Origin of the sequence: Paenibacillus tundrae (genome assembly GCF_030812775.1) — a bacterium.
GTDB lineage: Bacteria > Bacillota > Bacilli > Paenibacillales > Paenibacillaceae > Paenibacillus > Paenibacillus tundrae_A.
Map to the genome: position 1 here is coordinate 191,319 of NZ_JAUSTI010000005.1, position 25,416 is coordinate 216,734.

The window sequence follows — 25,416 nt, forward strand, 5'->3', positions numbered from 1 at the left end:
GAGTGGTTCAAAATAACGCTGTCTTTTTGAACACTTATGAAACTGATTCAAAATTGAAACTACAAACATGGGGGTAAGAGCATGAACATGAACAAAAAGTTGTCAGTTAAATCGATCTTTGCTATCACACTTTGTTTATTGATGCTGGTGGTGACGGCTTGTTCTAATGGTGGCTCAGAAGGTAGTAACGAAAAGGACGCAGATGGCAATTACAAAGATAACCTGACCATCTCTGTAGCGAACCTGACGGAAATTAAAAACGGAAATTTGGATAATGACTTCCATAAGTTCTGGACAGACAAATTCAATGTAACGTGGGATTACAACTATATCGACTGGGATTCATGGGGCGAGAAGCTTCGTCTGTGGATCAACTCGGGTGACTTGCCGGATGTATCGGTATGGAACTACGTTCACGGGGATGCGCTGAATAACATTGATCAAGGCTTGTTCTACAAGTTCCCGGATGATTGGAAAGAGCGCTGGCCGAATGTTGCCGCAGCTTATAATTTGACAGGGCTTGGCGATAAGTTGGAGGAGCTGACAGGTGGAACGTATCTCCTGCCTAGACCGATTTATTATGAGAACAAACCTGCTGATCCACTTACAAACCAAATCGGTGTCATTGCTCTTCGTAAGGACTGGGCAGAAGCAGTTGGTTTCGAATTGAAGGATGCGTATACCACATCTGAATTGAATGAATATGCGGCACTTGTAAAAGAGAAAGATCCAGGTAAAGTGGGGAACAAGCTTGTACCCCTGTCCTATAACGCTGCTGATGCGATGACAAACATCATTATGCCAAACAGCGTGCATGCGATCACAGACTCTCCATTCTTCAAAGGTGAAGATGGTCAGTTCCACTGGGGACCAGCAGAGCCTGAAACACTTACCGGGCTAAAATTGATGCAAAAAGCATATAAAGATGGTTTGCTTAACCCTGAGTTTTACACATGGAAGAACAATGAAGGTCAGAACAACTTTAAAGTAACAGGCACAGCAGCAGTAACAAGTCTGGGTGGACTTGCTTCATACAGACAAGGTCTAGATTCGGATATTCGCAAAAATCTAGGTGTGGATAGTGATGAGATGGTTCACACGGCAATCGTTCTTGGTGACGATGGCAAATACCGTAACCTGGAGCAAGCCAACTTCTGGTCCGCATTGATCTTCAATCCGGAGATTAGCGACGAGAAATTTGAACGCATCATGGATCTGATTGACTATTCCGCAACCAAAGAAGGACAATTGCTCATCAACATGGGCTTTGAAGGAACCGATTGGAAATACGATGAGAACAATGAATTGGTGAGCTTGCTGCCAGAAGGAACGGTTCTGGAAGATAAGTACCCAGCTCGTTTTGAAGGATTATACCTACTTGGTGATGATTTCAGTGTAGTCAACCCTGCAATCAAAAAGGATTACCGCGATCGTGCCGTGAAACTGTTCGAGGAAAAAGCAAAACTCGGTACAGAGGGTCAATCACTTGCAACATACGACTGGGATGTCAACCTATACGATTCCAAAGCGAAAAGTCAGGCTTCATTCGATTACCAGAACGAATATGCAAACCTGATTCTCAAAAGTGGAGATCTGGAGGCTAACTGGAAAGAATGGGTGAACAGTAAAATGTCTCTGGTTCAACCTTACCTGGATGAGCTGAACGATAAATTTTAAGTGAAGATTCAGGAAGTAGATGGGACATGGTGGAAGTAACCTGTCTCATCTACCCGAACCCGGTGCGTAGTTAAATATGCAGCCGGGTTCTTCAATTCTATGAGGTGTGGAGGAATACATGATGAATAATGAGCAATTGATCGATCTGGTGGGGCAGATGACTTTGGAGGAAAAGACAGCCCAGCTGCTCCAATTAACTTCTAACTTTTATGAAGGGACGGATACGCAGGGGCAGATTACTGGCCCGATGGAAGAGATGGGAATTACCCAGCAGTCTGTGTATGCAAGTGGCTCTATTCTAGGGTTGTCCGGTGCTCAGGCGATTATTGATGTGCAGCAAGCTTATATGGAAAAAAGCCGACTCGGCATACCCCTTTTGTTCATGGCAGATGTCGTGCATGGGTTCAAAACGATTTTCCCCATCCCGCTGGCGATTGGTTGTTCATGGGATACCCAGTTAGCAGAGAAATCTGCTGAGATTGCAGCACGTGAATCCGCGGTCTCTGGTTTACATGTTACATTTGCCCCTATGGTGGATTTGGTTCGCGACCCGCGCTGGGGTCGTGTTATGGAAACGACCGGAGAAGACCCTTATCTGAACAGCTTATTCGCGGCTGCCTTTGTTCGTGGATATCAAGGGGACAATCTACAGGAGGAGACAGACCGACTCGCGGCCTGTGTCAAACACTTTGCTGCATATGGTGCGGCAGAGGGTGGTCGTGATTACAACACGGTGGATATGTCGGAGCGCAATCTTCGTGAGTATTATTTACCAGCTTATAAAGCTGCGCTCGATGCAGGTGTAGAGATGGTGATGGCATCATTCAACACAGTGGACGGGATTCCCGCTAGTGGCAATGAGAAGTTGATGCGTGACATTTTGCGTGAGGAATGGGGATTCGAAGGGGTGCTTATCTCGGATTGGGCTTCCATTCGTGAGATGATTGCCCACGGGGCAGCGGAGGATGATCGTGAAGCAGCATATCGAGCGATTCGTGCTGGTGTGGACATCGAAATGATGACACCTTGCTATGTTCATCATCTACCTGCGTTGATTGCGAGTGGTGAAGTGAGCGAGAAGCTTATTGATGAAGCGGTACTTCGTATTTTGCAGCTCAAAGAAAAATTAGGCTTGTTCGATAATCCGTTCCGTGCAGCCAACCCAGAACGGGAGCGCGAGATTGTGTTCTCGAAGGAACACCGTCAGGTGTCCTATGAGTTGGCTACCAAGTCGGCAGTGCTGCTGAAAAATGCGAATGACATTCTTCCATTAAATCCACAAGCTCACATTGCCCTGATTGGCCCATTTGCCGAAAGTGAAGATATTCTAGGATGGTGGTCATGTGAAGGCGTAAAAGCGGATGCAGTTAAGCTGGGAACAGCATTGCAGGAACGTCTTGGCACAGATCATGTCCATCTTGCCCAAGGCAGTGGTGTGCATACGATCACATCGGAGCAGATTGCAGAAGCGCTAGAAGTTGCAAGCAAAGCAGATCTGATTGTACTTGCGCTGGGTGAAGATTCGGAAATGAGTGGTGAGGGTGGATCACGCACTGATATTCGTTTGCCAGGAGCACAATTAGAGCTTATCAAGCATTTAAGATCCACAGGTAAACCGTTGGCAACTGTCATCTTCAATGGCCGCCCACTTGACTTACATGGCATATGGGAAGAATCGGATGCCGTACTTGAAGCGTGGTTCCCAGGCAGTGAAGGTGGGGCAGCCATCGCTAATGTACTGACAGGTGTGGTGAATCCGTCTGGTCGATTGACGATGTCCTTCCCTCAATCGGTAGGCCAAGTTCCTGTCTATTACAATCATTTTAATACAGGTCGACCATTGAATCCTCAGAAGACGGAGGAGCGCTATGTTTCCAAATATATCGATAGCCCGAATGACCCGTTGCTTCCGTTTGGTTATGGTCTATCTTATACAACCTTCGAGTATGGTTCACTTGATATCTCCAGCCAGGAGCTGAGTAATGAGCTGCCTCTGACCATCAAGGTGAAGGTAACCAATACTGGAGAACGTACAGGCGTGGAGACCGTTCAGTTATATGTGAGGGATGTAACGGGTGAAGTGGTACGTCCAATGCGTGAATTAAAAGATTACGTCAAGCTGGAGCTGGCTCCAGGTGAGACAGGCACTGCAACGTTTACGCTAAGCGAGGCACAGCTTCGCTATCATCACTCGGATCTGAGTTATCGTAGTGACAAAGGCACATTCCACGTCTATGTGGGATCGAATAGCCGTGATACTCAGGAGAGTAGCTTCCAATTAGTGTAGTCCATTAGATGTTGAACCGAGGCTACGGAATGGTCTCGTTTCAACAAGATTCTACTTTGAACATTCAAACAGTATAGAAGACGTCAGGTTCTCTGATCTGGGGAGCCTGATCGATATAACAGAGGAGCGAAGAATGTGGTCAGTATTAAGGATATCGCCAAGAAGGCGGGGGTTTCGATCTCCACCGTGTCGTATGCACTGAATGGCAGCAACAAAGTGACAGATGAAACGAGCTCCAAAATTTTGGCCATCGCCAAAGAGCTGAACTACGTTCCGAATGCTGCTGCACGGACGTTGAAGAAAAGGGAGTCCAAAATTGTAGGTGTATTTCTGACCGATTTTAGCGGAGATGTCTATGGGGACTTGCTTACTGGCATGAAGGCGGTCTGTAATGCACAAGGGTATGACTTAATCGTATGTAGTGGTAGACAGTCTCATCGGATGCTTCCAGAACGAATGATCGACGGAGCCATTATTCTAGATCATACCTTTGCCAGTGAGGAATTGCAGCAGTATGCTGATCGTGGACACAAGATCGTTGTGCTTGACCGGGAGTTAGATCATATGAATATCAATCAAGTTCTGCTGGATAATAAGGCCGGAGCAACGCTTGCGATGGAGCACCTTATTGAACAAGGGCTTACCAAGATATATGTAGTGACAGGTCCGGAAGGCTCATTCGACTCTGTACAGCGTATGAAGGCGGTGAGACAGGTTACAGAGCGTGAACCCAATGTGGAGTGGATGGTGATTACGGGGGACTTCGAGAAAAGTAGCGGAGAAATGGCTGCGAATCAGATCATCCAAGAATATACAAGCCCCGTTGGCGTGTTCTGTTTGAACGATGAGATGGCGATTGGGCTATGTAATCGACTTAACAGCAGTGAGTTGCAGGTTGGACAAGACATCCACGTCATTGGATTTGATAATATTGAACTCAGCAGTTATGTTAGTCCGAGACTCGTTACCATTGATTATTCCAAACGAAAGTGGGGCTCATTGGCGGCAGAGCAATTAATTAAACTTATGGCCGGAGAACCAGTGGAGCATGAACGGATCTATGTGAAACTTGTAGGAGGAGGCTCTGTTCGCAACCAGCCTGAGCATACACCTGTTATAACCGTAGGCGAAAATTCGGCGGCGTACTATTGATGCTGCAGTCCAAAGGTCGCGAGTATATAATCTTTAGCACGCAAAATCTAAGAGACAAGAATTAAAAGAATGATTACATTCTTTATAATCCTTGTCTCTTGTTGTATCGTCTGTATCGAGTCAAGGGCACAAATTTAGACTTGGTAAATTATAGGCAAAGAAAAAAGCCTCTTCACGAAGAGGCTTGGCCATTAGAGACCTTTTGTTTTGTCATTGTTGTAGGATGCAGTTAGGATGCCTGTCATATACAGAGCGAGTACGATTGCGATAATCCAGAATGTCAATGAGAACGACATCTACTTGCCACCTCCTGCACATATCTCAATTTCTTCTATTATAACCAATATGGGAAGAAAAGGAATGCCTATACAGGTTTATTTATAAAATAAAAAGTGAGTAGGTACAGGCCTGAGATTTCCATCCGATGGATTGTTGACCACCCGATTGTTCAGAACCAGTGACGAAGATCCGCCACCGTCTAGATTATATGCGTCAACGACGCCAAGCTTGTACAGCCGACCTTGTAGCTCTTCTAAGGTTGCTCCGGAGCTGCCTTTCTCATTATAACCATCCACGACGATAATCAGTATCTGATCATCCTTGTAATTGCCGATGACAGTACGTGGAGCACGCTTAGGGGATACCTTCCACTTGGCAGGGATAGGCGTTTTACGACCATTTTGAAGCAATACAGGTACAAACGTAGCTCCAAACTGAGGCTGTAGGCGATCTAGGGAGCCTTTGTCAAAAAACTTGCCACCGACGAGCTTACCTGCATCATTCAGTCCTACAAAAAATAAATCTTTAAAACTAGCCTGAAATCCATTCACATACTTTCCATCCATGACGGTTGTACTAAGAGGATAACGTTTGCCCCCGCTATCAGCGAAGCCGCCCGCATTAATTCCAGCAATGGCTCCGGTGCGTCTGACAGCCTGCATGGTCGTCTCTGATTTTCCGGCTTCACTATTGAGAGCCATCTGCATCGCTGTCGGGTCTTTAAGCTTGATTTTCATTGCATAGCCCTTATAAGTGCCCGGATTAACTCGGTACATCTCAATCGTAAGACGGTCACTGTTGATCCGTTCAAATGGTACGCCCAGTTTAGACGAGATCCGTTGATTATAGATCGTCTCTGGGCGAGTGGCTTGTGACGTCGCCTTTTGCACAAGAGCTGACATTGTACTTGTTGTTTGTTTGTATAATTGCGTTGTCTTTTTAATAGAAGAAGATGTTTGAACGGCAGCTTCTTCAGCCCCCGAAAGATCCTGACGAATAGCTTGGGTTTGAGGCGTAATCGTCTCTTCCGGCGGCGTGAGTTCCGCTAGATTAGCGGGCTCAAGCGAAGGACGTAACAACAGCAGACAGAGCATAAGTCCAACAAATGGAGCAAGTGCAAGCATAAAAAAACGATTAACCTGTTTGACGGGTGTAATCATTTGAGCAGATCCATCTTTTTCTGGAGGGTCTCCAGTTGTTTTTTGACTTCGCTCAGTTGGGTATACAATTTATTGCTGTTGTCCGTTTTGTCGCTTGCATTGTCTTTGGTGAAATTCAGCAATTCATTGAAGGATTGCACTTGTCCCTGTAAGTCAGAAACTTCCTTCGAGATCGTTGTTAGCTGCTTTTCATATTCTGATTTCAATGCGTTAATCTGCTGTTGATTATGTGTCTGAAGCTGATCAATCATCTGCCGCTGGAGATGGTTACTATAATAGTAGGTTCCGATTACTCCGAGTGCAATGAGCACAATCCACATGACCAGAAACAGTTTAATTGAAGAACCGGCCTTGCTTTTGGTGCTCCGGGTGTGATGGGTGTCAGAAGGTTGAGCAGAAGGTTTCATATCATCACTCCTGGTTATTTATAGGTACTAAAAAAATTCCAATCCTCATTCTATCACGCCCCTATTGATTACGCAAAAATGAAATTCTTTCAGTAATAGGATAAAAAGAGATTGCATCGGAAGGAAGTCCTAGGATACAATTTCTTATAGATGCAATAAGTAGGAACTTTGGGCAAGTTTTTCGACCTTTTTAGCTAGGAATGCAGGAGAATAATACTATATTGTGATCGTAATAGACGGGATAATTGGGATTTTATCACAATATAGAACGTATGTAGGGCTTGATCAGAGCCTTTTCACTTATTTTTCTTCAAATTTCGACATTGTGCAGCGTATGCTTCTTCTATACGTGGACTGTCGCAGGCAATGGTGAAGAGTGAAGTCGAAGAATAGAAAATCAAATTTGTCCAATACATAACCAGGGGGAACAACAATGAAAAAAGTATGGCAGGTGGTCATCGTAGATATCCACCCCACCAGCATGCTGGGAACGAAATTAATTTTGGAAGAGCAACAGGATCTGCTGGTACGTGGCATGACTTCGACAGGAACAGAAGGACTTGAATTGGTGAAAGCCAATCAGCCTGATCTGGTGCTGATGGATTATCGACTTCCCGAAGGTCAAGCAGATCAATTTATTTCCGAAATAAAAACGGTATCAGCGCACAGTCATATCGTTATTCTCACGGATGAGGATAATGTGAAGTTATTCCGTCATCTAATGAATCTCGGGGCAAGCGGAATGCTGTCCAAGCAGGCTTCCCCTAGCCAACTGATTCATCTGATATCTGGACTGCGCGAAGGTTATGTGTCCATGCCGATGGCTTGGTTGACCAGCGCAGAATGGGCGGAGCCGATTGAATCAAGAGCGGAAGAATTCATCGTAGATTTGACGGAAACAGAACATTTTATTATGGAAAGAATTGTTCAAGGGGTAACCTATGATAAAATAGCGAGTGAGATCAACGTTAGCCGTCGTTCGATCGACAACTATTTGCGTAAAATCTATGTGAAGCTAGACGTGAGCAGTAGAGCGCAAGCTATCGAGCGGTATGCGTTGTGTGCAAGACAGGCCAAATCCATCTCTTGATGAGCCGCATTTTATGACTCTCGCGTTCTAGGATTCGTTAGGTGACATGTACAATCGTCATATTCTATGTTCTTATGGAATAGGTTGTAGTGGCTACGAGCTATGTGCATAGTTCGGAATAGGGACGAAAGGAGAACGAGACCAATGAAATATTTCTTCGCCTCCCGTACAAACAGGCTGTTGTCTTCACCGCTCAGGGATATTCGCAAAATGTCTGACAAGGATTATTTCATTTCTCTAGCGGAGGAGTTGCCAGCAGAGGAATTGTTCCCATTTAAACTGCTGGAAGAGGCGGCTTTGTCTGTATTTAGTTCAGGTCCCTCCGCACTTCAGTATGGTGAGCCGGCTGGATACAGACCCCTAAGAGAGTGGCTGGACAAGGATTGGAACACTCGCAAAGGCATACGAACAGTTCCAGAGCAGATCTTATTAACGACAGGAACGCAGCAGGCCATTGATCTCGTCATGAGATTGCTGTTAGAGCCAGGGGATTCTGTTCTAGTTGAACACCCCACATCTCCTGGCTGCCTCGAAGTTTTGGAGATGCAAGGAGCCACCATTGTGCCTGTGATGGGTGACTCTGACGGAATATTGCCGGATCAATTGGAACGCCATATGCAGCAGGTGAGGCCGAAGCTGCTTTTTGCTGCACCTAGCTTCTGTAATCCTACGGGTACGTTATGGAGCTTGGAGCGACGGGAGGCGGTATTGGACTTATGTTCTCGTTATGGTGTGCTGCTTGTAGAGGATGATTCATACGGTGAATTGCATTTTGATGGACTGCAGACCGAGGATTTCTATCGCAAGTACCCATCGCTCTTCGCGTTGGATACAGCAGATCAGGGTGGACATGTCTTGTACATTGGTTCGTTCAGCAAAACGGTTGCGCCAGCCTTACGCACAGGATGGGCAGCAGGTCATCCAGCTCTGATTCAAGCGATGGCATCGGTTAAACGGATTGCAGATGGACAATCCAGCCCAATGAATCAGCGATTGTTGTATCAACTATTAGCTCATTCTCCTTTTCGCTGGACGGATCATTTATCCTTATTGAACAGGGAATACAAAACTAGGCTGAAGTTGATGCTGGAATTGTTGAAAAGGCCAGGCTGGAAGGGCTCCAATTACGATATACCCCAAGGGGGCATGTATCTATGGGTAGAGTTACCTGAAGGATTGGATAGCGGGGCATTGCTTAGAGCAGCTCTGTTAAAAGGTGTATCTTTTTTACCAGGCTCTCTCTGTTCTACAGGAGAACAAGATCATCGTCATATTCGATTGAACTTCAGTCATCCCGGTCGAGATGAGCTGTTACTTGGCATGAACCTAATCAGCGAGTCCATCGCCGAATTTACGGCGCGTAGTTAATTAAACAATAGAATAAATACAATTATATAGAGAGAGCAAAATATTGGATCTGCACCTGAGATGGTCGTTACACGTACATTTCAGGCTGCGGGTTCTATTCCATATGCGTTCAAAGTAATTACGTTATTGCATCCACTAACATTTTTATATATAATGTGTATTAATAAGTTCTGCTCTTATAAATAGGGGGCGGCAATTTTAATTTAGTGCCTATCGCACTTATCATTTTAATTAACGGGGGAAACCAAACATGGCTAATATTTTATTTGTTAAAGCAAACGACCGCCCTGCGGATCAAGCAGTGAGCGTTAAATTGTATGATGCATTCTTGAGTGCATACAAAGAATCCCACCCAGGTGACACAGTTACTGAGTTGGATCTTTACAATACAGATATCCCTTACTATGGTAACGACGTAATTACTGGTGGTTATAAAGCAGCTAACGGTATCGAAGCAACTCCAGCAGAACAAAAAGCAGCTGCACTTGCTGCACAATTGCAAGATCAATTTTTGGCAGCTGACAAAGTTGTATTTGCATTCCCGCTCTGGAACTTCACAGTTCCTGCTCCATTGGTGAACTACATCTCTTACCTGAGCCAAGCTGGTAAAATGTTCAAATACACTGCTGAAGGCCCTGTAGGTCTGGTTGGCGACAAAAAAGTAGCATTGTTGAACGCACGTGGTGGCGTATATTCTGTAGAGCCTATGGCTTCTGTAGAAATGTCCGTTAAATATGTAACAAACGTATTGAACTTCTGGGGTATTCAAAACCCTGAATTGGTTATCGTTGAAGGACACAACGCTTCCCCTGATAACTCCGAAAATATCGTTAACGCTGGTTTGAAACTGGCTGCTGAAGTAGCTAACAGCTTCTAATTTAGTCGATATGATAAAAAAATGAGCCTGTCGTTCCTTATGAGGAAACGACAGGCTCTTTTTTATAAATGCGGCAGCAATATGCGGCCATTATAATCGTGGTTGAACATACGAGTGGGAGAATCTCCCCGCAGTTCAGTCATTTTTTTGGACTACATAAGATAACATGTCTTCAGCGATGTGCTCCAGCTCCTGTTCCCCCTCATTCGAGAAGGAATTCTCTGAATCATTGTTCCATTCCAATTCATTCATGCGAAGTTCAAGTAGATCCTGTTGGTCAAGCATAAGTGCGTGTGCTGTAAGAGCCTCAATTCCCTTAACGGTGAGCATGTACTTCCCCCGAGACACTCGTTCGAACCAGCCATAATAATTCTTCTGTAGGATCGATGCAGTCGAACCCACGCCTGTCTGTTTAGCAATAATCGCTGGTGAAGCTTCACCTTCATTCCTTAATGCAGTAGCAACACGTAATGCTTTTTCGCGGTAAGCCGTCATTAAGGGTTGGCGTGTGCTACCTCCTGTATTGTAGTCTCCGGTACGTTCGTCGAATTCTCTTAGCAGCCGTTGCCGTCTAACGCCGCCTTTACGAGAAGATGAAGGGAGCACATGATTTAGTATGATGGGTTCACAGAGGACATCAACCAGAGGCGATTTGGTTTTGAAGAATGTAACCGCAATTAAACCGAGCCCCAGTTTGTTGCAGACTGAGGTCAGTTCACTCCAGCGTTGGTTCACCGCTCCTCGTTTACTACGGTTACGTTCTACCGCCAAATATACATTTGGACTTAGTTTCAATCGTTGCATGCCTTGTAGTAGGAGAGAGAGGTTGAAGGACTTTTTCATCTCCACGATTAGAGGCACGTCCTCATTAGCTCGGATACCAACCAGATCACAATGCTTCACTTCGGCTCTCACGGTATACCCTCGCTTCTCGAAGAATGCCTTTATAGGCAGATATAATTCGGTTTCGTATTGAATAGCCATCCTCGCCGCTCCTTTCCTGTGAAGATCCTCTACCTTGCTAAGTGCTGTCCGTTTTCCTGAATTAGAACCTTTATTATAGCATATCCGTTCTTTTTTTTCTGAGGTTCAAGATGTCTGATAGAACAAGGAATGGGTAAAATTAAGACCTGTGAATTGAAAAAAAGAGGTCAACTTATCCAATTTGCCGCATAGGTATGTAATACACTTTTCACAACAATATCAGTCGTTTGGACAGAGGGTGGCGGGACTAATCCGGACCGCAGATGGGTATTCAAGCAGGAGCCGCAATTCTATTGATTTCTTCATACCATTCGGAATGGTTGACAATCACACTAAAGGAGCCATGGGAGGTACCAAGCATGAATATTTTTGAACGCGTTGCGGAACATCGGGCAGAGAGTGACCGTTTGTCATGGAACGGAACATTTGAGGATTACATCGCACTGCTGAGAGAAGATCCGACTCCGGCAATGACGGCTCACGCACGAGTATATCAGATGATTGAATCATTCGGCGTGGAAGAAGTGGGTGGACAAAAACGATACAAGTTTTTTGAACAAGAGATTTTTGGCTTGGATCGTTCCATTGAGAAGCTAGTCGAAGAATACTTCCATTCAGCAGCACGCCGATTGGATGTACGTAAACGGATATTATTACTTATGGGACCCGTCAGCGGAGGGAAATCGACGCTGGTGACGTTATTGAAGCGTGGCTTGGAGAAGTTCTCCCGTACAGAAAAGGGTGCAGTGTACGCGATTGAGGGATGCCCAATGCATGAGGAGCCGTTACATCTCATTCCACTGGAGCTTCGACCAGAAGTAGAGAAGGAAATAGGTGTTCGAATTGAAGGCAACCTATGCCCTTCCTGCCAGATGCGGCTTCGCACAGAATATGGCGGAGATATTAGCCGCGTGAAGGTGGAACGAGTCATCATTTCGGAAGATAACCGGGTTGGGATTGGAACATTCAGTCCATCTGATCCGAAATCTCAGGATATCGCAGACCTCACAGGAAGTATCGACTTCTCCACAATAACCGAGTTCGGTTCAGAGTCTGACCCGCGCGCTTATCGATTCGATGGGGAATTAAATAAAGCAAACCGGGGACTCATGGAGTTTCAGGAGATGCTGAAATGTGATGAGAAATTCCTCTGGAACTTGTTATCGTTAACGCAAGAGGGTAACTTCAAGGCTGGTCGATTTGCGTTAATCAGTGCGGATGAAATGATTGTCGCACATACGAATGAATCGGAGTACAAATCGTTTATTTCCAACAAAAAGAACGAGGCACTGCAGTCCCGGATGATTGTGATGCCAATACCTTACAATCTGAAGGTGTCTGAGGAAGAGAAAATTTATGAGAAACTCATTCAACAAAGTGACATGAAGCATGTTCACATTGCGCCGCATGCGCTGCGGACAGCAGCCATTTTCTCGATACTTACACGTTTGAAAGAAACCAAGAAACAAGGTATGGATCTGGTTAAGAAAATGCGGATGTATGATGGTGAGGAAGTTGAAGGGTACAAGGAAGCAGATTTGCGTGAAATGCAGAATGAGTATTTGGATGAGGGGATGTCGGGAATCGATCCGCGGTACGTCATCAACCGGATATCCAGTGCTTTGATTAAGCAAAATCTTCAGTGCATTAACGCGCTGGATATTCTTCGGGCAATCAAGGACGGTCTGGATCAACATGCTTCTATCTCCAAAGAAGAGCGTGAGCGTTATCTAAACTTTATCGCTCTGGCTCGCAAAGAATACGACGAGCTTGCCAAGAAAGAGGTACAAAAAGCGTTTGTTTATTCATTCGAGGAGTCTGCAAGAACATTGTTTGAGAACTACCTTGATAATATCGAAGCTTTTTGCAATTGGCAAAAAATTAGAGATCCATTGACGGATGAGGAAATGGATCCGGATGAGCGCTTGATGCGTTCAATTGAGGAGCAGATTGGCATTTCTGAAAATGCGAAAAAAGCGTTCCGGGAAGAAATTTTGATCCGAATCTCGGCATACTCCCGCAAGGAGCGCAAGTTCGAATATAGCAGCCATGACCGTCTGCGCGAAGCGATCGAGAAAAAGCTGTTTGCCGATCTGAAGGACATTGTCAAAATTACGACATCAACGAAGACACCGGATGCGACACAATTAAAACGCATGAATGAAGTCATTAAGCGATTAATTGAGGAACATGGCTACACTGCGACGAGTGCCAATGAGTTGCTGCGCTATGTAGGTAGTTTATTGAATCGCTGACGAATATCAGACCATTCCGGATCAGGCTCTTAATGCCTGCTGTGAGGCTCCTTCACGGCAGGATTGAGGGCCTTTTTACATGATTTACATAGAAATGAAGTGAGTTTAATCACAATTCTGTACAAATTTATGACAAAATAGTTCTAATGGTTTATGAAAAAGTAGGTCATTTAGTCTATAATCTATACAATATTTAGAAATTAAAGTTTTTTATAGTACGTGTTCAAAAAGATCGGTTTTCAGTACCGAGAAGGTGGGATGAAGATAGAAATGGAGTAGCGGAGCGTAGGAAAACTACGTGAGCAACTACATGTTACAAGCTTCGTAAGCTCCACTTATTTCGGCTGAATTCCATATTCGATGCTAAGATGCCGCTCGCGCATCCTTCGTAATCAAAAGCGGACTTTTTGAACAACCTCTTATAGCTTACTAAGGAGTCGATTACATCACTATGAGTATTGCTGCAGCAAGACAGAAACAACTCGATTATATTGGACTGACAAGCAAAGATTTGCAGTTACTTGCCGCTCATCGGCCAGTCTTTGAGAAAGTGGTAAATGAAGTTGTTGATCACTTTTACAGACATGTAGGCAACTATCCTGAACTGGTGGATCTGATTGCTCGATTCTCTAACATTGACCGATTAAAAGAAACACAACGCATGTATTGGTTATCCATGACGGACGGTATCGTGGATGACGCTTATATTAATCAACGTATTGAGATTGGGTTGGTACACTCACGAATTGGTTTGTCTGAAGATTATTATCTAGGTACATATATGGTCTATCTAGATATTGCGACAACCATTTTCCAGCAGGTTATTCCTGAGTCATGGCATCCCATCATTCAAGCACTTAGCAAAATGTTCAATCTAGATTCTCAGCTTGTACTGGAAGCCTATGAGAAAAAAGAAAAAGAAAAGCTGCATCATCTTGCGGCGGATCAACAAAATACGTTGTTGGCCATTACGCAAATTACACAACAGCTGACAGGTATGATCAGCGAACTGAATGAAAATGCACGAGCGATCTCTGATGTGGCTATGCAAACGGCAGCTTCCCAGGATCAAGCACATGAACTGCTGGAAGAGTTAACAGGAGAAATGCATCAGATCGGCAAGATGGGGGAGCTCATCCGCGAAATTTCAGATCAGAGTCACCTCGTTGGATTGAATGCAGCAATTGAAGCTGCACATGCTGGGGAGTTCGGTCGGGGCTTTGAAGTAGTTGCAAGTGAGGTGCGTAAGCTTGCAGCGAGTTCTCGGGATGCACAAGGAAAGATTCAGGCTAATCTAGAGCAGATTATGAAGAAGCTCAGTCATGTACAGAAGGAATCAGAACATACGTCTCAGGGGGCACGAAGTCAAGCATCCCGTTCTCAAGAGCTGGCTGTGTTCGCCACAACGATGGAGAAATTGGCAGTGGATCTGCAGAAACTGGATCATTAAGCTGTAGATAATACACTTGTTGGAACCGGTATTACCGTTTCTGGCTGTTTTAAGCTATAATGGGTAGACAAACCTGCCGATACGTTAGCGAAAGCAGCCGGAGACAGGGGATTTATAAGAGGTTGAGGTGATCAGATGGCTTCTATCCATGATGTGGCCAAAGAAGCGGGCGTATCTGTTGCAACCGTTTCCAAAGTGCTGAACGACTATCCTGATGTAAGTGACAAAACTCGAAAAAAAGTCAATATAGCCATCGAACTATTAAAATATCAACCCAATGTGGTTGCACGTGGATTAGTTAAACGTCGCTCTTGGACAGTAGGCGTACTCTTAACCGTACCGTTTACCAACCCATTTGTATCGGAATTGTTGGAAGGGATCAAAACAGCGCTAGAGAATAGCGGTTATGATCTTGTTCGTTTATCTACCCGTTTCGATGACCCTGGCTATTCATTCATTAAGCATTGCCGGAGCCGTAATGTGGATGGTGTTGTTGTATTTGGTGAAGGAAGAGAAAACAAAAGTATTGAGGAACTAGTTCATGCAGAGATTCCAACGATGTTTGTGGATACGGATCTGTTCGGCAAGCGAGCTGGATATATCACAACGGATAATGCGAATGCTATTGGCATGAGTGTTAAACATTTAGTTGAGCTGGGGCACCGCCGGATTGCGTATATTTCGGGGACGTTAGGTTCAGCGGTAGCGAACCTGAGGCTAGACGGATACAAAGAAGGGCTGAGACGCTGTGAGATCCCATATTCAACCATCTACTTGGAAGAATGTGATTATTCTTTTGATGGTGGAGGTAAAGCAGCGAGAAGGCTATTAGCCCTGAAGGATCATCCTACTGGCATTGTCTGTGCTTCGGACATGTCCGCATTTGGAGCCATTCAAGAAATTGAACGGCATGGTCTACGTGTACCTGAGGACATATCTGTTATTGGCTTCGACAATACATACTATGCACAGGTGTTCAAGCCTGGACTAACGACGATTAATCAAAATATATATTCGATTGGTATCAAGTCGATTGAGTATCTGATTGCTATGATCGAGAATCCAGACTATACGCCTCCAGTAGTTACGGAGCCTTCCAATCTGGTCATTCGTCATACAACAGCACCTGTGCCTGAGTAGATGACCATAAGAACAAAAAGAGGACAGCCATTGGCTGTTCTTTTTTGGTATGTGATTAGAAGATATGCCTTATCTTTGGGTAATCGTATTCGCTGCTGAAGTTGATGATGGTAGGGGTGAAAATGGAACAAGATGGTAATTAAATCCTTTAGTGGTCTATATAATGAAAGTGTTTACAAAAGCATCGATGTATACAAGAAATACGAAGGAGGCAATGGGATGCGTTATCGAAAATGGTGGAGCTTGTGCTTAACAATGGTCATGGTCATCAGTTTACTGCCTATGACGAGTCCAGGACATATTAGTGCCGAGGCAGCAGGTGAGGCTGACTTATTACTGTCTCATTCTTATGAAGAGGGTACATCCCAAGGGTGGGCACCTAGAGGCAGTGTTACGCTCGCCGTAACGGAGGAAGATGCGTATGAAGGAACACACGCTCTCCAGACAACAGGCCGAACCGCAGCGTGGAATGGACCTGCCTTATCCGTAACCAATTTATTGGAGAAACACGCTGTCTATGAAATATCAGGATATGTGAAGCTGTTACCTGGGACGACTCCGGCTAATCTTAAGTTTACTGTTGAGCGTCGTGAAGGTACTCAGCCTGCACAATATGATCAAGTAAATACGGCTTTTTCTGTAACTGATCAGGAATGGGTTAAGTTACAGGGACGGTATAGCTATGAGCAAGGAACCGACCTGCTATTGTACTTAGAGAGTGATGACCCAACGAGTAGTTATCTGTTGGATTCGTTCCAGTTGCGACGGGTAACTGCTGCACCGGAGCCTGAGAATCCAAGTGAACCTGGTGAACAGCTGTTTGCAGCCGATTTTGAGAATAATCAGGTGGGAGAATGGCGCCCGCGGGGTTCTGAGCAGCTGAGTGTTGTCACAGGCATTGGCCATAACAGTACGCGTAGCTTGAAGACCTCCTCCCGTACAGAAACATTTCATGGACCGCTCATCGAGGTGTTGAATCACTTGGAGAAGGGAAGCACCGTGCATATTTCCTTTTGGGCGATGTATGATGAAGGGCCAGCCACTCAAGTCATTAATGGTTCCTTGGAGAAGGAGTATCATGGCGACAGTTCAACCAGAGAATATGCTACATTTGCTTCAACCAGTTTGACTAAAGGACAATGGAAGAAAATTGAGGCGGAGGTCGTCGTTCCAAGTGAAAGTAGTGGAATTACCGGCTTTCGATTCTATGCGGAGACCCCATGGAAACCGTCTGGAAATGTGACAGAGGCAGATACGATTCCATTTTACATCGATGATGTTGTTATTACAGCGGCAGACTCACTAGAAATTGAACAGGACATTCCAAATCTAGCTAGCACGCTCGGAACATCTTATGACGTTGGGGCGGCTATTGATTTGTCAGCTCTTAATCCACAAGATCCACATGCACAGTTGTTAGTCAAGCATTTCAACAGCATTACCGCGGGTAACTTTATGAAGATCGATGCGATGCAACCACGTGAAGGTGAGTTTGTCTGGTCGGACACCGATCGATTAGTTGAGTTTGCCGAGAACAACAATATGCAGGTAAGAGGTCATACGTTAGTATGGCATAGCCAAGTCCCCGAATGGTTTTTTACAAGTCCAGATGATGCATCACAGCCAGCAACTAGGGAACAACTTCTTGCACGGATGAAGACACATATTCAGACAATCATGCATCGATATCAAGGCAAAGTTCACACGTGGGACGTTGTCAATGAAGTCATCTCGGATGGAGGAGGTCTGCGTAATCAGGCAAGTGGCTCCAAGTGGAGAGATATCATTGGTGATGTAGATGGTGACGGTGATGACAGTGATTATATTGAATTAGCTTTCCGGTATGCACGCGAAGCTGATCCTAACGCTGTGCTGGTCATCAACGACTATGGGCTGGAAGGTAGTGCTACTAAACTAAATGATATGGTGGAACTGGTCGAAAAACTGCTAGCGAAGGGTACACCGATTGATGCGGTTGGGTTCCAAATGCATGTGTCTATGTATGGACCGAATGTAAAGCAAATCCGTGAAGCATTTGAGCGAATTGTTGCTCTAGGAGTCAATATACAAGTGACAGAGCTGGATGTGTCTATCTATTCAGGTTCATCGGAGCAGGAGAAACCAGTCACAGATGAACTAATGATACAGCAGGCATACCGGTATAAGGAATTGTTTGACCTGTTTCAGGAGTTTGATCAGCGCGGAGTACTGGATAGCGTAACCGTCTGGGGGCTTGCGGATGATGGAACATGGCTGGATAATCATCCCGTGCAGGGGCGAAAAGATGCACCTCTTTTATTTGATCGGAAACTGAAAGCGAAACCCGCTTACTGGGCATTGGTTGATACGACAACACTGCCGGTGGTTCGGAACGAATGGACAGCGAACAAGGCTAGCCCTGCTATGCCGGATCGCAAAGGACAGGAAGATGTGCTTTGGGGAGCCGTGAAAGGTGTGCAAGTTTCCCATAGAGTAGAAGGTACTTCGGATGTTAAGGGGCAAGCAAGCGTGCTGTGGGACAATAAAAAGGTAAATCTTCGCATAGAAGTACTAGACACCTCCCGACAAAAAGGGGATCAAGTGCAGGTGTTCCTTGAAGAAGAATTGAATGACCTAACAGACGAAGGGGTGGCTGATTCTACTACCAAGAAGAAAAAAGAACCTAAGCCAGTGAATGGACAGTATACATTTGAACGACATGGCGGCAAAGGGAAAGATCATAAGTTATACAAAGTAAAAGAGACATCGACGGGTTATATCATTTATGCAGCTATCCCATTGTCAGCCTCTGTACTTGCCGAAGGCAAAACGTTGTCCATGGATTATCGAATTCAGGATCAGCAGGCGCATGGTCGCACCTCCGTTGTTGTCTGGAACGATGTCAATAATCAACAACCGAATGAACCGGGGAATCGTGGCAAATTGAAACTAGGCAGTACCCTGAAACATACGAAGGTCACGTACGGTACACCTGTGTTAGATGGTCAGAAGGATCGTGTATGGAACAAGGCGGCTTCCATTCAAACGGATGTGTGGGTTCTTGGGAGCTCTGGGGCAACGGCGACAGCACAATTGTTATGGGATGAACAATACTTGTATGTGCTCGCTGAGGTTAGAGACCCCCTGCGTAGCAAAGCTAGTGTGAATGCATATGAGCAGGATTCCATTGAAATTTTTGTGGACCCCAATCATAACAAAACGTCGTTTTATCAAGACGATGATGCCCAGTATCGAATTAATTATGATAATGAAACTTCTTTTGGAGGCAATGCGCTTCAGGATCGGTTTCAATCGTATACACGTCTGACGAATGCGGGTTACTTTGTAGAAGCAGCCATTCCATTAGATCGGGTGTCGACCCATAATGAACCGTGGATCGGATTCGATCTGCAAGTGAACGACGATAGTACAGGTGAAGGCAAACGTAGTAGTGTCTCCATCTGGAGTGATGTTTCAGGCAATTCATATCGAGATACCTCGGGATTTGGTAACCTGCTGCTCGTTCGCAAATGATAAAGCATGAGATGAAGCATAATTCGTGTCCGATTCAATGAATTGGCAGACAATAGATATGGAAATAAGTGTTGATTTTCGGGAGTAGGACGATTAGACTATAAACATCAATATTAAACGGGTTTCAGATGTGCATATAGCTAGGGATACGTGATGTATCCGCTTGCTGGAGTTTGTGGTTACAAGTCAAATGAAGTGAAGGGAGTGCCTGTCACCGGGACAGAGCACTCGCTTCTTTTTTTACTTTTAACATACATACAAGACATTTGCCGGTTGAAAGGAAAGACGGAGTGGAGCACATACATGGAACGTACAACTCGGAACTTGTTATTTTATCTTACGTTATTGCAGCAGTAGCTTCGTACGCAGCGCTTGATCTTGCAGGGCGGGTAAGCTTAGCCAAGGGGATGCCAAGAAACGTATGGCTCACCTGTGGCGCGATGTCGATGGGACTAGGGATTTGGTCAATGCATTTTGTAGGCATGTTGGCCTTCACCCTCCCGATGCACGTTTCCTATTCAATGGGTGGAGTAACACTTTCAGTTCTGCTTGCCATCGTTGCATCTGGTGTAGCTTTGCATATCGCTGGCCGGGAGTCAGTGTCGATGAGGCAGCTCATTGTTGCCGGCTTGCTCATGACCGTTGGGATCAGCAGTATGCACTATGTGGGGATGTCGGCGATGTCCGCTTCAATTATGTATCAGCTGTCTAAGGTGATCTTATCGATATTGATCGCGGCAGCGGCTTCCTTTGCTGCACTGTGGCTTATGTTTTTTTTCAGGCATCAACATTCACGTTCGACCTGGGTGTACAAGCTGGGCAGTGGACTCATTATGGCGATTGGCATAACAGGAATGCATTATACGGGGATGTCTGCCGCGCAATTTCAGAATGGGCATGTCATGGTAAAACACTCAGGCATGCAGATGAACCCCGACATGCTCGCTTATTTAATTGCAGCGGGCACGTTTGTTACGTTGGGCTTTACGTTATTCGGTATTTTCTTCAATCAACGTCTCTCTCAAAAAGACCAGCGTATCCATGAGAATGAACAATGGTACCAAGCGCTGTATCACAACCATTCCGATGCTATTATATCTGTAGATCGAGAAGGCTACGTCAAAGGCATTAATGCTGCTGTTACTCGTATAACAGGGTATGAAGAGCAAGATGTGATCCATCGGCGTATTGATGATACTCTCGAACATGTTGAAATCTATTGGCAAAACGATATGCAGGATGTGGCCTGGGGAGAAGGTTGTCTAGATCAGCATAACTACAACGCAACGATGAGGGTCTTGGATGGGCGATTGCGAGATTTGCATATTAGCGTTGTGCCTGTGTTGATCAAGGGGAATCATATGGGTAGTCATATTTTAATCAAGGATGTTACAGAGGAGAAGCAGGCACAAGAGAACATTCTTCATCAAGCTCTGCATGATTCACTTACAGGGTTGCCCAACCGGCGAAAGCTGGATGATGTACTGGCCGCAACCATTGCCTCCTCCGAGTTAACAGGTCAACAATTTGCAGTAATGGTGATGGATATTGATCGTTTCAAAATGATTAATGATTCGCTGGGTCACTCCATCGGAGATATCTTCTTGCAAGAGGTTAGTGATCGGATCATGGATGCGATGCAAGCCTGGGATCCCAAAGCCGAGGATAATGTTATGTTAGCTCGTATGGGCGGCGATGAATTCACATTAGTTGTTGCTAATGATCCGAGGAATGAGATTGGCGTGGCTGAGCTTGCAGAGCGAATCGTCAGTGCGATTCAATTACCATACCGTCTAAAAGAGAATGACTTCTATGTTACCGCAAGTATCGGTATTGCGATGTATCCCAATCATGGTACGGAAGCGGATAGTTTATTGAAACATGCGGATACCGCAATGTATGAAGTGAAGAAAAACGGCAAGAACGGTTTTCAATTCTATACCACCCAACTTGATTCAGAGTTGTATGAGCGAATTGAACTCGAAGGATATTTGCGTAAGGCGCTGGAACGCGATGAGATGGTATTGTATTATCAGCCCCAGATTCGGACGGAGGACAGCCGGATGATTGGTGTGGAAGCACTCATTCGCTGGAACCACCCACACAAAGGAATTCTGCCACCGAATGTCTTCATTCCACTCGCTGAGGAGACAGGTATGATCTATGCGATTGGGAACTGGACGCTGCGGGAAGCCTGCAGACAGATGAAGCAATGGCATGAGGCTGGTGGGCCACTCATTCCAGTCTCGGTTAACTTATCCAGTCTACAATTCCATCAGTCCAACCTGCTAGAGCAGGTGCAACACGCGCTGCTTGAAACTGGGCTGGAAGCCAAATATTTAGAGCTGGAGATTACAGAGAGCATGATGATGGACGCTTCGGTATCAACGGAAATTCTTAACGAACTTACCTCACTCGGCGTGAAGATCAGCCTTGATGATTTTGGTACAGGCTACAGCTCGCTCAGCTACTTGAAGCATTATCCAATCCACAAACTGAAGATTGATCGCTCGTTTGTCACCGATATTACGGAGAATCGGAGTGATCAGGCGATTGTCGCAACGATTATCTCGATGGCTCAACATTTGAAGATGGAAGTTATTGCGGAAGGCATTGAGACCAAGGGACAATTAGATATTTTAATGCAGAATGACTGCAAAGAGATCCAAGGGTATTACTTCAGTCGTCCCTTGCCAGCTCAAGAGGTCGAGCATCACTTTTTTGTTCCACTGCGGTTAGAAGATCAATCTTAGAATTTGTTCTGAAATTGTGGGGTTGAGGCTTCATTAGCTATATTTTTAATTTTATAACATCATGCCAAGCGGCAAGTCCCCCTTATTCTACAGGGACTTGCCGCTTTATTTGTGGATCATACATATTGGATGAAGTAAGGAAGTGAATAATTAAACCCATTCGGATTCATTAAGTCATCAAAGTGAGGACAACTCACAGAAACTTGCGATGGTGCTTCTTGCCATCATAGGTGAACCAGATTGGTTTATCCTCTACACGAGTTTCCAGATGCACTGTGCGACCCCATAGCTTGTAGAGATAAGGAAGGGTGCGCTCCATATATTTAAGATCCAGTTCGATGCCTTCATATTGATGTTTGAGGACAAGCTCGCCAGTTCGCAAATAGTCTGCGTCTTGAACAACGAGGTAAGGAGAGCCGCCGTTCACGCGTGAGAATACAAGCTGATCGCGTATGTTTTCCCAAGACTTGTCGGTAATTTTCCAGTCGGGGCCCTTTTTCTCAAATACGTATAGGTCAAGGTCTTCCGTTAATTGTTTGGTCATGTAATTGCGGATAAACGAGGTGTCTGAATCGAATTCACGAACCTCGAACATTTTGGCACGACCCATACCCGGTTTGCGTCCAAAACGCTCCCGCTCTTCCTTCGATGGATGATCCCATCGGTGTTCAATATCCTCGAATATTTTAAGTCCCAGGTAATATGGATTCAAGCTTTGTTTGGACGGCTGCACGACAGAGGAATTCAGCTTGGCGAATTCAATGGTGTCTTCACTACTGAGGTCCAATTCGCGTATAATGCGTTGATGCCAGTACGAAGCCCAGCCTTCGTTCATGATTTTGGTTTCCATCTGCGGCCAGAAATATAGCATTTCTTCGCGCATCATACTCATGATATCCCGCTGCCAATCGGTTAACACTTCGGAAAACTCTTGAATAAACCACATCACATCTTTTTCAGGCTCAGGTGGAAAGTGATGGACTTTAATTCCATCTGCAGAAGTTGCCTCATCCTGTCTATCGTCCAGAGCCCATAAATCGTCATATCGCCCTTCGGGCCTAGGCGGTTTCTCTCCACGCTGTTCACGTATCTTCATTTCCATGTAACGTTGTTTGTCCAATTGACGGGGCTTGATGAGCTGTGGGTCAACATGCTCCTGAATGGCAATGACAGCATCGATGAAGGCTTCCACGGCCTCTGTACCGTATTCCATCTCATAGTTGCTAATCCGATCTGCTGTCGCTGCCATGCTCTCGACCATATTTCGGTTTGACTTAGAGAAGCGGGCATTGTTTTTGAAAAAGTCACAGTGTGCAAGCACGTGTGCCACAATGAGTTTATTTTGAATAAGGGAGTTTCCGTCGAGCAAGAAGGCGTAACAAGGGTTAGAGTTGATCACAAGCTCGTATATTTTGCTGAGTCCAAAATCGTATTGCATCTTCATCTTATGAAAGGTTTTGCCAAAGCTCCAGTGGCTGAAACGAGTAGGCATGCCATAGGCACCAAAGGTGTAGATGATGTCTGACGGGCAAATCTCGTAACGCATGGGGTAGTAATCTAGGCCGAATCCATCGGCAATCTCCATAATTTCGGCAATGGCATATTCAAGGTCGCGGATTTCATCGGTCATCCTACACTGCCTCCTTCGCGTTTCTGAAAAAAGCTGCGTAAAGCTTTGTATACTTCGCCTTTTTCTTTGATCACATAATACATGAACTGATCCATCTTGATATGGCGATAAGCTGACATGAGTGTGCTGCTTCGATTGTATTGGTTCACTTCGCCATAACCGAACATGTTGCTTCGTTTCATCAATTCACCGATCAGCTTCACACAGCGCTCGTTGTCAGAGGTCAGATTATCCCCGTCAGAGAAATGAAAAGGATAGATGTTGTAGCTGGAAGGAGGGTAACGTGAATCAATAATATCCAGTGCTTTCATATATACGGAGGAACAGATGGTGCCCCCGCTCTCGCCGCGGGTGAAGAATTCCTCTTCGGTGACCTCTTTCGCTTCGGTATGATGGGCGAGGAACACAATCTCAACCTTCTCATATTGACGACGCAGAAAACGAGTCATCCAGAAGAAGAAGCTGCGTGCGCAGTATTTTTCGAAGGAACCCATCGATCCAGAAGTATCCATCATCGCAATAATGACAGCGTTGGATTGTGGAATGATCTTATCTTCCCACGTCTTATACCGTAGATCGTCAGGACTGATGTGATGAATGCCGGGATTGCCCGTGGTTGCATTTCGCCGTAAGTTCTCCAGAATGGTTCGTTTCTTATCAATGTTAGACTGCATTCCTTTTTTGCGAATATCGTTGAAGACGACCGTATGTGTCTCGATGAGATCTTTGTCCTTCTGTTTCAGATCTGGAAGCTCCAGTTCTGCGAATAACATATCTTCCAATTCCTCTATACTAACTTCCGCTTCCACGATGTCATGACCGGGCTGATCGCCGGCTTTTTCGCCTTTTCCTGGCTTCTGTGACGCAGGATCACGACCGATGACGTCACCGACCTGACTGTCACCATCACCTTGCCCCACATGTTTTTGCTTCTGGTAGTTATACACAAAACGGTACTCATCCAGACTGCGGATTGGTACCTTGATGATTTGTTTTCCATCAGACATGATGATGTTTTCCTCCGTGATTAGATCCGGAAGATTTTGCTTAATGACATCTTTAACCTTTTGCTGATGGCGCTGTTGGTCCTGGTACCCTTTGCGGTGAAGCGACCAATCTTCCCGAGATACGACGAACGAGTAAGGCTGGTGTGAATTTGACATGTAGGCACCCCCCATTGATTACGCGGCACAGTTTGGCCTGTCGGTAATTAAGTATATTCACGGGCGGGGACGATATGTGATGAGAGAGCATATAAAATGATACATTTATGAAGCGAGTAGCATTGAATTGTTCGGAATAGTCACACCCTGTGGGACGTCAAGGGCTATTTCAGACTATTTTGATTGGAATACATGTTGTAGCATAATTTCATTACGAATATTTACAAAAAG

16 protein-coding genes are annotated in these 25,416 nt (G+C 45.2%); 11 read left to right on the top strand and 5 right to left on the bottom strand.

Features of this window, described 5'->3' with window-relative positions; translation table 11 throughout:
- Nucleotides 1-81: 81 nt before the first annotated feature.
- From J2T19_RS11210 to J2T19_RS11220, 3 genes are all read left to right on the top strand, one after another.
- Nucleotides 82-1,677 carry a type 2 periplasmic-binding domain-containing protein gene (locus J2T19_RS11210; RefSeq protein WP_307215668.1) on the top strand — a complete coding sequence of 532 codons (1,596 nt, stop codon included), beginning with the start codon at nt 82-84 and terminating at the stop codon, nt 1,675-1,677.
- A gap of 121 nt (nt 1,678-1,798) precedes the next feature.
- Nucleotides 1,799-3,964, top strand: a complete 2,166-nt coding sequence (locus tag J2T19_RS11215; protein WP_307215670.1) for a glycoside hydrolase family 3 N-terminal domain-containing protein — start codon at nt 1,799-1,801, stop codon at nt 3,962-3,964.
- 135 nt (nt 3,965-4,099) lie between these two features.
- Complete coding sequence (locus tag J2T19_RS11220) at nt 4,100-5,116, top strand: LacI family DNA-binding transcriptional regulator (RefSeq protein ID WP_307215673.1); 1,017 nt, start codon at nt 4,100-4,102, stop codon at nt 5,114-5,116.
- A 374-nt stretch (nt 5,117-5,490) separates the two neighbouring features.
- Here J2T19_RS11220 and J2T19_RS11225 read toward each other — a convergent pair whose 3' ends face one another.
- Both J2T19_RS11225 and J2T19_RS11230 read right to left on the bottom strand, forming a co-directional pair.
- Nucleotides 5,491-6,555 (bottom strand): phosphodiester glycosidase family protein, encoded by a 1,065-nt coding sequence (locus tag J2T19_RS11225; protein ID WP_307215675.1) that lies wholly within the window; start codon nt 6,553-6,555, stop codon nt 5,491-5,493.
- Nucleotides 6,552-6,962, bottom strand: coding sequence for a uroporphyrinogen-III C-methyltransferase (locus tag J2T19_RS11230; protein ID WP_128101110.1), 411 nt, complete (start codon nt 6,960-6,962; stop codon nt 6,552-6,554). Before J2T19_RS11230 ends, J2T19_RS11225 begins: the two co-directional genes overlap by 4 nt.
- A 433-nt stretch (nt 6,963-7,395) precedes the next feature.
- On the opposite strand from J2T19_RS11230, the gene J2T19_RS11235 reads away from it, so the two are divergent.
- The 3 genes from J2T19_RS11235 to J2T19_RS11245 all read left to right on the top strand — a co-directional run bounded on the left by J2T19_RS11235 (nt 7,396) and on the right by J2T19_RS11245 (nt 10,297).
- Nucleotides 7,396-8,052: a response regulator transcription factor gene (locus J2T19_RS11235; RefSeq protein ID WP_307215677.1), complete on the top strand. Its 657-nt coding sequence runs from the start codon at nt 7,396-7,398 to the stop codon at nt 8,050-8,052.
- 144 nt (nt 8,053-8,196) lie between these two features.
- Nucleotides 8,197-9,420: an aminotransferase-like domain-containing protein gene (locus J2T19_RS11240; protein WP_307215679.1), complete on the top strand. Its 1,224-nt coding sequence runs from the start codon at nt 8,197-8,199 to the stop codon at nt 9,418-9,420.
- A gap of 250 nt (nt 9,421-9,670) precedes the next feature.
- Nucleotides 9,671-10,297, top strand: a complete 627-nt coding sequence (locus tag J2T19_RS11245; protein ID WP_056698444.1) for an FMN-dependent NADH-azoreductase — start codon at nt 9,671-9,673, stop codon at nt 10,295-10,297.
- Nucleotides 10,298-10,432: 135 nt separating this feature from the next.
- Here the strand turns inward: J2T19_RS11245 and J2T19_RS11250 are convergent, their stop codons facing one another.
- The gene (locus J2T19_RS11250; protein ID WP_307215683.1) at nt 10,433-11,281 is read right to left on the bottom strand and encodes a DUF2161 domain-containing phosphodiesterase; all 849 of its coding nucleotides are present in this window, start codon (nt 11,279-11,281) and stop codon (nt 10,433-10,435) included.
- A 359-nt stretch (nt 11,282-11,640) separates the two neighbouring features.
- On the opposite strand from J2T19_RS11250, the gene J2T19_RS11255 reads away from it, so the two are divergent.
- The 5 genes from J2T19_RS11255 (at nt 11,641) to J2T19_RS11275 (ending at nt 22,392) form a co-directional block, all read left to right on the top strand.
- A complete protein-coding gene (locus J2T19_RS11255; protein WP_307215684.1) occupies nt 11,641-13,536 on the top strand; it encodes a PrkA family serine protein kinase in 1,896 nt (631 codons plus the stop codon).
- 451 nt (nt 13,537-13,987) lie between these two features.
- Nucleotides 13,988-14,986: a globin-coupled sensor protein gene (locus J2T19_RS11260; RefSeq protein WP_307215686.1), complete on the top strand. Its 999-nt coding sequence runs from the start codon at nt 13,988-13,990 to the stop codon at nt 14,984-14,986.
- 135 nt (nt 14,987-15,121) lie between these two features.
- Nucleotides 15,122-16,126, top strand: a complete 1,005-nt coding sequence (locus J2T19_RS11265) for a LacI family DNA-binding transcriptional regulator (RefSeq protein ID WP_239292257.1) — start codon at nt 15,122-15,124, stop codon at nt 16,124-16,126.
- 219 nt (nt 16,127-16,345) lie between these two features.
- A complete protein-coding gene (locus J2T19_RS11270) occupies nt 16,346-19,639 on the top strand; it encodes an endo-1,4-beta-xylanase (RefSeq protein ID WP_307215690.1) in 3,294 nt (1,097 codons plus the stop codon).
- A gap of 290 nt (nt 19,640-19,929) precedes the next feature.
- A complete protein-coding gene (locus J2T19_RS11275; RefSeq protein WP_307215693.1) occupies nt 19,930-22,392 on the top strand; it encodes a bifunctional diguanylate cyclase/phosphodiesterase in 2,463 nt (820 codons plus the stop codon).
- Nucleotides 22,393-22,585: 193 nt separating this feature from the next.
- Here the strand turns inward: J2T19_RS11275 and J2T19_RS11280 are convergent, their stop codons facing one another.
- Together J2T19_RS11280 and yhbH are read right to left on the bottom strand one after the other, a co-directional pair.
- Nucleotides 22,586-24,022: a SpoVR family protein gene (locus J2T19_RS11280; protein WP_307215695.1), complete on the bottom strand. Its 1,437-nt coding sequence runs from the start codon at nt 24,020-24,022 to the stop codon at nt 22,586-22,588.
- The gene (gene yhbH, locus J2T19_RS11285; RefSeq protein ID WP_056698424.1) at nt 24,019-25,185 is read right to left on the bottom strand and encodes a sporulation protein YhbH; all 1,167 of its coding nucleotides are present in this window, start codon (nt 25,183-25,185) and stop codon (nt 24,019-24,021) included. Before yhbH ends, J2T19_RS11280 begins: the two co-directional genes overlap by 4 nt.
- Nucleotides 25,186-25,416 lie beyond the last annotated feature (231 nt).